The 9,873-nt window shown below is 74.1% G+C and carries 7 protein-coding genes; 2 read left to right on the forward strand and 5 right to left on the reverse strand.

Annotated features, from left to right (window positions below):
* Window positions 1-85: 85 nt before the first annotated feature.
* The 4 genes from ABZ641_RS17555 to ABZ641_RS17570 all read right to left on the reverse strand — a co-directional run bounded on the left by ABZ641_RS17555 (window position 86) and on the right by ABZ641_RS17570 (window position 4,962).
* Window positions 86-1,039, reverse strand: a complete 954-nt coding sequence (locus ABZ641_RS17555; RefSeq protein ID WP_359982786.1) for a sugar ABC transporter permease — start codon at window positions 1,037-1,039, stop codon at window positions 86-88.
* 10 nt (window positions 1,040-1,049) lie between these two features.
* Window positions 1,050-2,399 carry an extracellular solute-binding protein gene (locus ABZ641_RS17560; protein ID WP_359982789.1) on the reverse strand — a complete coding sequence of 450 codons (1,350 nt, stop codon included), beginning with the start codon at window positions 2,397-2,399 and terminating at the stop codon, window positions 1,050-1,052.
* A gap of 86 nt (window positions 2,400-2,485) precedes the next feature.
* Complete coding sequence (locus tag ABZ641_RS17565) at window positions 2,486-3,673, reverse strand: ROK family transcriptional regulator (protein WP_344625706.1); 1,188 nt, start codon at window positions 3,671-3,673, stop codon at window positions 2,486-2,488.
* A gap of 245 nt (window positions 3,674-3,918) precedes the next feature.
* On the reverse strand, window positions 3,919-4,962 hold the full coding sequence (locus tag ABZ641_RS17570) for a mechanosensitive ion channel family protein (protein WP_344625729.1): 1,044 nt from the start codon (window positions 4,960-4,962) through the stop codon (window positions 3,919-3,921).
* A gap of 406 nt (window positions 4,963-5,368) precedes the next feature.
* Between ABZ641_RS17570 and ABZ641_RS17575 the strand changes: the two genes are divergently transcribed.
* Window positions 5,369-5,989, forward strand: coding sequence for an HNH endonuclease (locus ABZ641_RS17575; protein ID WP_344625707.1), 621 nt, complete (start codon window positions 5,369-5,371; stop codon window positions 5,987-5,989).
* Between the two features lie 105 nt (window positions 5,990-6,094).
* The gene (locus ABZ641_RS17580; RefSeq protein WP_344625708.1) at window positions 6,095-6,805 is read left to right on the forward strand and encodes an HAD family hydrolase; all 711 of its coding nucleotides are present in this window, start codon (window positions 6,095-6,097) and stop codon (window positions 6,803-6,805) included.
* Here the strand turns inward: ABZ641_RS17580 and ABZ641_RS17585 are convergent.
* Window positions 6,795-9,873: beta-N-acetylglucosaminidase domain-containing protein (locus ABZ641_RS17585; protein WP_359982793.1), on the reverse strand; the 3,079-nt coding region annotated here is incomplete at its 5' end. The genes ABZ641_RS17580 and ABZ641_RS17585 overlap by 11 nt on opposite strands.

Raw genomic sequence — 9,873 nt, forward strand, 5'->3', positions numbered from 1 at the left:
CGAGGGCGGCGCGGCGGCGGGCGGTGCGGGCGGCGGCCGTCCGGGCGCGGGCCGGCAGCGGCAGGGCGGGGTTGAGGGTCACGGCTCAGTCCTCCACCAGGCCGGAGCCGCGCCGCAGCAGCAGGGCGGTGAAGGCCATCGAGATCGCGAACAGGACGAGGGCGGCGGCGCAGGCGGTGCCGGTGTCGAAGCGCTGGAAGCCGAGGTTGTAGACCATCTGCGGCAGGGTCCAGGTCGAGCCGTGCGGGTAGCCGGGCTCGAACTGCTGGCCGGAGCCGCCGATCACGCCGCTGGCGACCTTCCCGGCGACGATCGCCTGGGTGTAGTACTGCATGGTCTGGATGACCCCGGTGACGACGGCGAACAGCACGATCGGCGTGATGTTCGGCAGGGTGACGAAGCGGAACCGCTGCCAGGGCCCCGCGCCGTCGAGCTCGGCGGCCTCGTACTGCTCCTTCGGCACGTCGAGCAGCGCCGCCATGAAGATCACCATCAGGTCGCCGATGCCCCACATGGCGAGCAGGGTGAGCGCGGGCTTGGACCAGTCGGGGTCGGTGAACCAGCCGGGCCGCGGCAGGCCGAGGTCTCCGAGCAGGTGGTTCACCGGGCCGGTGCCGGGGTTGAGCAGGAAGGCGAAGGCCATCGTGGCGGCCACCGGCGGCGCCAGGTAGGGCAGGTAGAAGGCGGTGCGGAAGAAGCCCGCACCGGTCTTCACCTTGGTGATGAGCACGCCGACGCCCAGGCCGAAGGCGACCCGCAGGGTCACCATGACGGCCACCAGCCACAGGGTGTTGCGCAGTCCCTGCCAGAAGAACGGGTAGTGCGCGAAGAGGTACGTCCAGTTCTTCAGGCCGTTGAAGGTGGGCGCGGTGAAGCCGTCGTACTTCATGAACGAGAAGTAGGCGGTGGAGACCAGCGGGTAGGCGAAGAACAGGCCGAAGCCGATCAGCCAGGGGGAGAGGAAGGCGAGGGTGCGGGCCCGCTCCCGGCGGCGCTTGCTGCGCAGCGCCGCCGGCCGGGGGGTGTCGGTGAGTGCCATGGCGCGTCCGTCACTTGGCCTGGTCGATGGCCGCGTCGATCTCCTTGGCGGTGGCGGCGAGCCCGGCCTTCAGGTCGGAGAGCCGGCCGGACTCGTACGCGTAGCCGAGGTTCTGCAGGGAGACCTGGTACGCGCCGCCGTTGACCGAGGCGGGCGTGGTCGAGGAGTTCGGGTTCTTCGCGATGGCCAGGAAGGTGCGGAAGTTGGCGTCGGCGTCGAGCTTGGGCGAGTCGAGCGCGGCGAAGGTGCTGGGCACGTTGTGGATCGCGTTGGCGAAGCCGACGACCGCGTCGGTGTCGGTGGTCAGGTACTTGACGAGCTGCCAGGCGGCGGTCTGCTTCCGGCTGCCGTTGGCGATGCCGATGATGGTGCCGGTCTGGTAGCCGCGGCCGTAGGAGGCCACCTGGTCGTCCGGGACGGGGAAGGGCGCGGTGGCCCACTCGAAGGCCGGCTTGTCCTCGGCGAGCGAGGCGGTGCGCCACTCGCCGTCGATGGCCATCGCGACCTGCCCGGTGGTGAACGGGTTCTTGGCGCTGAACTCGTCGCCGAAGCCGGTGCGGTACTTCTCCAGCTTCTCGAAGCCGCCGAGCTTGTCGACCAGGCCCTTCTGCCAGGCGAACATCGCGGCGACCTTCGGGTCGGCGGCCACGTCGGACTTCCCGTCCTGCCCGAAGTAGCCGGCGCTGTACTGGCCGAGGAAGTGCGAGGGGGTGGACTCGTAGCCGTGGTAGTTCGGCATGAACCCGAGCTGCTGGTAGCCGTCGCCCCGGGCGGTCGTCAGCTTGACGGCGTCCGCCTCGAACTCGGAGAAGGTCTTCGGCGGGGCGGTGATGCCGGCCGCGGCGAACGCGGTCCTGTTGTAGTAGAGGCCGTAGGCGTCGCCGAGCAGCGGCAGCGAGCACTGGTTCCCGCGGTAGCCGCTGTAGGAGAGCATCGCGGCGGGGAAGGTCTTCGCCGGGTCGATGCCGTCCTTCTTCAGGAAGGGCGTCAGGTCGGCCCAGACCTTGGCGGAGCAGAACTTGCCGACGTTGTCGGTGGTGAAGGACGAGACCACGTCGGGGGCGTCGGCGCCGCCGGCCCGCAGGGCCTGCTCGCTCTTGTCGTCGGCGATGTTGCCGACCACCTTGACGTGGATGTTGGGGTGGAGCTTCTCGAAGGCGGCGATGTTGGCGTCGATCGCCTTGGTCTCGTTCTCCTGGCTCCAGCCGTGCCAGAAGGTGATGGTGACGTCCTTGCCCTCGGCGGAGCCGTCGTCCCCGCCGCCCTGGGGGGTGCCGGTGCAGGCGGTGAGCAGGGCGAGGGCGGCGGCGGCACCGGTGGCGGCGGCGAGCGTCCGGCGGGTTCTGCGCGGGGTGTGCACTTCGGGGTCCTCCTGGGGGGGACGCGGGCAGGGGGCATCGCCCCTCGGCCCGTGTGCGGGAGACGGTGGCGTGGCGGTGGTGCGGGTCAGTGGGTGGTGAAGGCCGCTTCCCGGGCGGTGGCCAGGGCGCGCTGCAGCGCGCCGTGCAGGACGGGGGAGCCCGGGACGGTGCTGCGGCGCACCTCGGGACGGGGGATGGAGATCAGGGCGAGCGCCTCCTCGACGAGGGCGCGCAGCCGCTCGCCGCCGGCGGTGGGGATGCCGCCGGAGAGCACCAGCAGTTCGGGGTCGACGACGGAGACGATGACGGCGAGGCCCACCGCGATCCGCTCGGCGAGCTCCGCGAGGAAGGCGTCGCCGTCGCCCTCGGTCCGCAGGGCCAGGTCGACGGCCTCCTCGGCGGTGCCGGCGGCGAGGCGGTGCGCGGCGGCGAGCTCCAGGACGGCGTCGGCGCCGGCGAGCTCCTGGAAGCCGCCGGAGTTGCGCCGCCGCACGTCGCGGACGACCGGGGCACCCGGCACCGGCATGTAGCCGACCTCGCCGGCACCGCCGGTGAAGCCGCGGTGCAGCCGCCCGGCGATGACGATCGCGGCGCCGATGCCCTCCTCGGCCCAGAGCAGGACGAAGTCCTCGCAGCCGTGCGCGGCGCCGAGGGCCTGCTCGGCGATCGCGGCCAGGTTGACGTCGTTCTCGATCGAGAACGGGGTGCCGAGCGCGGCCTCCAGGTCGGCGAGCAGCCGCGGGGAGTGCCAGCCCGGCAGGTGGGAGGCGTAGCGGAGCTTGCCGGTGGCGGGGTCGAGGGCGCCGGGCACGCCGATGACGACCTGGTGCAGGCCGCCGTCGGCGAGACCGGCCTGGCGGACGGTGGCGGCGAGGGCCTCGCCGACCTTCTCGACGGTGCCGGCCGCGGACCAGCCCTTGGTGGCGACCTGGTGCTCGGCCAGCGTGGTGCCGGTGATGTCGGCGACGGCGATCCGCACGTGGGTGGTGGTGACGTCCAGTCCGGCGACGTACCCGGCGGCCGGGTTGACCTGGTAGAGCTGGGCGTTCGGCCCGGGGCCGCCGGCGGTGGTGCCGACCGGCACGACGAGTCCGGCGGCCTCCAGCCGGGTCAGCAGCTGGGAGGCGGTCGGCTTGGAGAGGCCGGTGAGGGTGCCGATCTGGGTTCTGGAGAGCGGGCCGTTGGCGAGCAGCAGTTCCAGGGCGGCGCGGTCGTTGATCGCGCGGAGCAGGCTCGGGGTGCCGGCGAGCGGGGGGCGGGTGGTGTCGGTCACGGCTCGATCCTCCTCTGCGGGTCCGGCCCGGTCACCTGCGGGCCCGGCAGGTGGCGCGGCGAACTGTTAGGAAAGTTTCCAATTGCTTCGAGAGGACCGTAGATCCCGGCCGGAGCAGGTGTCAATGACCTGATGTCGAAGCGTTACCCCGGGTACGCGAAGGGCCCCGCTCCCACCCGGGAACGGGGCCCTGCTGAAGTTGCACCACCAGGGGCGCGCCAGCGCCTCGAAGACGGCTCCTGCGGCTACTCCACCGACTGCGCCGGTATCGGCTTGACCGCGGCGGACTGCGGCGACAGCGGGTCCGACAGCGCCGAGGGCGCCGCGATTTCCGCCGCCGGGACGGCCGCGACCGGTGTCGCCGACACCGTCACCGCCTCCTCCTTGAGCTTCACCCCGGCCTCGTCGAAGGCCTGCTTGAGCCGCTGCCGCAGCGCCCGCGCCACCTGCGGCGACTTGCCCGGCGTCGTCCGCGCCTCGACCTTGAGGACCAGCGAGTCGGTCGCCACCGAGTCCACGCCCAGCACCTTGACCCGGCCCCAGATCAGCTCGTCGTACGGGGTCTCCTTGGACAGCTGCTCGGCCGCCTCGGTGATCAGCGCCTCGACCCGGAGGAGGTCCTCCTTGTAGCCGACCTGGACGTCCACCGTGGCGGTGCCCCAGCCCTGGCTCATGTTGGCGATCCGCTTCACCTCGCCGTTGCGGATGTACCAGATCTCGCCGCCCGCGCCGCGCAGCTTGGTCACCCGCAGGCCGACCTCCAGCACCGTGCCGGAGGCCACCCCGGTGTCGATCTCGTCGCCGACGCCGTACTGGTCCTCCATGATCATGAAGACGCCGGACAGGAAGTCGGTCACCAGGTTCCGCGCGCCGAAACCGATCGCCACACCGGCCACACCGGCACTCGCCAGCAGCGGTGCGAGGTTCACGCCCAGCGCCGACAGCACCATCAGTGCGGCCGTGCCGAGGATGGTGAACGAGGCCACGCTGCGCAGCACCGAGCCGATCGCCTCCGACCGCTGCTGGCGGCGCTCGGTGTTCACCACCCCGCTGTTGGCCAGCAGACCGCCGAGGCGGCCCAACTCCTCCTCGTCCTCCGAGGGGCGGCCCATCCGCGCCACCAGCTGCGATATCAGCTTGCGGACGACCGCGCGCAGGACCAGCGCGAGGACCACGATGAAGACGATCCGCACACCGCCCTCGACCCAGCTCTGCCAGTTCTGGTCGAACCAGCTGGCGGCCTGCTTGGTGGAGGCCGTCACCTCCTCGGCGCTGGTCGGCAGCTTCAGGTCGAGGGTGGGTTGGGCTGGCGAAGGGGTGGCTTCGGCCAGGAGGCCGGTGACACCGGAGCGGAACACGTGCGGGCCTTCCGTGGTGCGGGGTACGGCCGGCGCGCGACGCCGGCACGGCCCGGCTGGCGGACCGTCCCGTCCAACCCTAGCGGCCCGCGCGGGCACCCCGGACGGCCCGTCAGCCTGCCCCGGCCCCCGCACACGCCCCCTCACCGGCGGCGACGCGTGCACCGGGCCCGGCGCGCGGGCATACGTCCTATGACGGATTCCACATCCGGTCCGTTACACAGGAGTGGTGGCGCCGTACGAAGGCGTAAGGCGACACTGGGGGAGATCGCGCCACAGCGCGATCACCGCTCGTCCCGGCGCGAGCCACGCGCCGCAGGCGTCCAAGGAGGCATCCGTGCCGCATGTCCTGGTCCTCAACGCGTCGTACGAACCACTCGGAGTGGTCTCCGCCCGCCGCGCCCTCATCCTGGTCCTCAACCACAAGGCGGTCAGCCTGGAGGACTCCGGAACCACACTGCACAGCGCCACCACCACCGTGACGGCACCGTCCGTCGTCCGTCTGACCCGCTTCGTGCGGGTCCCGTTCCGCGGGCCCGTCCCGCTCACCCGCCGCGCACTGTTCGCCCGCGACCACGGGCGCTGCGTGTACTGCGGGGCCGCCGCGACCAGCGTCGACCACGTCATTCCGCGCAGCCGGGGCGGCCAGCACCGGTGGGACAACGTGGTGGCGGCCTGCCGCCGCTGCAACCACGTCAAGGCCGACCGCCACCTCACCGAGCTCGGCTGGCGGATGAAGCGCGCCCCCGCCCCGCCCAGCGGTCTGGCCTGGCGGGTCATCGGCACCGGCATCAAGGACCCCCGCTGGCGCCCCTACCTGGAGCCCTACGGCGGCCTCGACCAGTTCCGCGAGTACGAGCACCACGACCATACCGACCACGCGGGTGCCCTGCCGGCTCCGGCCACGAGGACCCACCCGACCCGCCGCCGCGGAGAGCCGGAACCGCTCTCCGCCTGACAGACAAGGGCCTGCCCGTCACACTTCGGTACGCCTCATGGGCCGCCGGCGCACCCGCAGCGGGAGCGTCGGCGGCCCGCCGTCTGCATCCCTGGAGCCCGCACCGTGCCGCCCGAGAGCCGCCCCCGCGCCACCGACCCCGTCCCCTTCGACGGCCTCCCGTTCGACGCCCTGTCCTTCGACGCCGTCTCCTTCGACGGCGACGACACCCTCTGGGACTTCGCCGCCGCGTTCGCCCCGGCCATCGCCCACGCCGCCGACCTGCTCGGCGCGGAGCTCGGCGGCCCACCGGTGGAGGTCGACTGGCTGCAGCGGATCCGCGAGGAGGTCGCCGCCGACCTGCCCGGCGCCACCCTGCCCGAGCTGCGCCGGGCCGCCTTCGCCGAGGCCGTCCGCCGCCGCGCCCCCGGCCGCCCCGAGCTCGCCGACCGGATGTTCCTCGCGTTCATGGCCGCCCGCGCCCGCTCCACCCGGCTCTTCCCCGAGGTCGCGGAGGTCGTGGCCGCGCTCGCCGCCCGGATGCCGCTCGCGCTGACCACCAACGGCAACGCCGAACTCTCCTGGACGGGCCTCGACCCCTACTTCAGCGCGGTCGTGCGCGCGGTGGACTGCGGCCGCTCGAAGCCCGACCCGGCGATCTACCTGATCACCGCCGAGCGGCTCGGCGTCGAGCCGGCCCGCATCCTGCACGTCGGCGACCACCCCGTCGAGGACGTCGCCGGGGCCCTCGCCGCCGGGTTCCAGGCACGGCTGATCGACCGGACGGGCCGCACCCCCGGCGCCCTCACCTCGCTGGCCGAGCTGCTCAGCCGGTGACGGCGTACAGCTCGACGCCCCACAGCGAGTAGCCGTACTTCGTCGCCCGGGTCACCCCCTGCACGCGCAGGTAGCGGGTGCCCGGCGCGTCGAAGCGCACCGTCTCCGTGCCGCCCCCGCCGTCGTCCACGGTGGCCACCGTCGTCCAGGTCACCCCGTCCGCCGAGGTCTGCACCTTGTAGGCGGCCGCGTGCGCGTCCTGCCAGTGCAGCACCGCCGAGCCCAGCCGCGCCGCCTGCGGCAGTGCCAGCTGCACCCACGCGCCGTCGGAGGCCGGCGAGGACCAGCGGGTCCGCGGGTCGCCGTCGTTGATGTTGGAGGCCGGGAAGGCCGGCGTCTCGTCCGCAGAGGAGGTGGCGGTCGCGCCGCGCGCCAGGTCCGGTCCGCCGGCCGGCGGCACCACGTGCACCAGCAGGTCCTGCCGGACGGTCAGCGTGCCCGCGGTGAACGTGACCGGCAGCCGGTAGGTGCCCGAGGGCGTCCCGGCGGCCGCCACCACCTGCAGCGGCACGCCCACCCGGCCGCCGCGCGGCACCGCCACCGCGGTGCCCTGGGTGACGGTCAGCCCCTTGGCGACCGCCGGCACCTCCACCTTCAGCTCGCCGCTGGTGCCCTCCGGCCGGCCGGTCTCCAGCACCGCCTTCGTCACCTGCGGCACGGCCTGCCCGGTCACCACGTCCAGGCTGGAGTCCGAGAGGCTGAGCCGTGCCGCCGGGGTGTCCGCGTACCAGGGCACGATCTGGTTGACCACCGGCGCCTGGAAGCCGGGCGCCCACACCAGCCGGATCGCGTCGGCCGGGCGGCCGCCCGCCGGGAGCTCGTTGTAGCCGGGCTTCAGCGTGCCGATCGCCGTCCAGAGGCCGTCCGCGCCGCGCACCGCCACCGTCGCGACCGCCTGCACCGTCGGGTCGGTCAGCACGGTGACCCGGTCCAGCGGGCGGGCCGAGCCCAGCTCCACCGTCAGCGGCTCCGAGGCCGCCGTCGGCGCGTCCGCGGCGCGGAACGCGGTGTCCGGGTCGCCGTCCAGCACCGCGTCCGGCGAGGAGCCCGGCGCCGCGGCCGGGCCGGTCACCACCGCCGGCGTGTCGTCCGGTGCCGCGACCGAGAACTCCCGGACGGCCACCGCGGTCTTCTGCGCCGTCCGCGCGCGCAGCCGCACCGCCTTGGCCACGGTGCCGGCCGGGGCGGTCACCGACACGCTCTTCTGGCCGTGCACCACCGCCAGCTGCTTCCAGCCGCCGCTGCCCGTGGAGTACTCCAGCACCCCGTCGCGCAGGTAGTCGTCGGCCGCGCTCGCCGCGTCCGGACCGTCGCCCCACGAGCCCATCAGCACGGTCACCCGGCCGAGCGGGCGGCCGTTGCCGAGGTCCAGGCCGACCGCGTCGCCGACCTGCGGCGGGGACGCGCTCCAGTAGAAGGTGTCCGCGGCGCCGTCCGTCATCAGTGCCGGGCCGTGGTCGTTGGCCGTGCCGATCGTGGTCGTCGGGGTGCCCGAGCCGGCGTCCACGCCGGCCCAGGTGTCCGCGTCCTTCAGCGCCCGCTCCAGGAACGGGTCCAGCACCCCGGCCCCGAGCGTCACCGTGCCCTGCCCCAGCTGCTCGCGCAGCTGCCGCAGGTCCACCCGGGCCTGCCAGGCCGCACTGCCGTCGCCGCCGCGCTGCGCCAGCAGCATCGCGACCGCCGCCTGCCCGGCCCGCCCGTAGGTGGCCAGCCGGACGAGCCAGGGGCCCGCGTCCTGCGCCACCGCGTCGCCGGCGAGGGCCTGCGGCGCCCCCGCCATGGTCGCGAAGGCCTCCTGCAGCGGTGCGGCCGCCGCCTGCAGCGCCGCGTGGTCCGGGGTGCTGCCCGAGGACGGCTCCAGCGCCGTCCAGAAACGCTCCATCAGCGGCGCCAGGTAGCCCGACTCCCGCTTGTCCAGCGGCGAGGACGAGCTGTTCCCGGCCAGTGCGGCGAGCGCCGCCTCGGCCGCGCCGCCGCCCGACATGGCGTGCACCGCCTGCTTCACCGAGTCCTCGGCGCGGTAGCCCTCGGGCTTCCAGCCGAAGTCGGCGGCGGTCGCCAGCGGCAGCCGGGACGCCACCGGCTGCGCCATCGCCGCGGTCAGCAGCACCGCCGACCGGGTCGCCACCGCGGGGTCGCGGCTGGTGTAGCCGCCGAGGAACAGCCGGTCCGGCGTGGAGTCGTTGACCGGGTAGTTGTCCATGGTCACCAGCGGGCGGTCGAACAGCGCCGCCGTCTGGGCCAGCTGGTCGCCCGTCACCTTGGGCGCGATCACCGCGCCGCCGCTCCACGCCACCTGCACGCCCGCCGGCAGCGCCGCCGCCAGCGCCTTGCGGTACGGCGTCGCGCCCTGCTTCTGGTACTCCGTCGGCACCACCGACAGCGGCGCCAGCTCCGGGTGCGCCGCGATCAGCCGCGTCTGCACCTTCGCGGCCAGCTCGGCCTGGGCCTTGGCCGCCGCGGCCGGGCCGGTGCCGTAGGTGCGGCGGTCGCCCGGGCAGTGCCACTCGTCGTAGCTGACGTCGAGGAACTGCAGCTGGAAGGCGCCGAAGCCGAGCCTGCGCAGCCCGTCCAGCTTGGCGACCAGCGCGTCCACGTCCTTGCCGGAGCCGTAGCAGAACGACTGCCCCGGGTCGATCGAGTAGCCGAGCACCACGTGGTTGTCCCGGGCCCGCGCGGCGAGCCGGCGCAGCGCGTCCTGCTGCGCCTGCGGGTAGGCCTCGCGCCAGCGGGAGGTCCGGTACGGGTCGGCGCCGGGCGCGTACAGGAAGAAGTTCTGCTTGGTGCGGCCGAGGAAGTCGAGCTGCTCCAGGCGCTCCGCGGTCGTCCACGGGGTGCCGTAGAAGGACTCGGCGGTGCCGCGGACGGGCGCGCCCGTCGGCCAGTCCCGCAGGACGACCCCGGGGAAGCCCCGGCCGGCCTCGGCCGGGCCCTGGCCCTGGCCGCTCTGGATCGGCGCGAGCAGCTGCCGCAGGCTCTGCACCGCGTAGAAGGTGCCGGTCGCGTCGGCGCCGGACAGCACCACCGCGCCGTACGTGCCGCCGCCCGCGGCGGGCAGCTGCCCGGCG

This window comes from Kitasatospora sp. NPDC007106 (assembly GCF_040634455.1).
GTDB lineage: Bacteria > Actinomycetota > Actinomycetes > Streptomycetales > Streptomycetaceae > Kitasatospora > Kitasatospora arboriphila.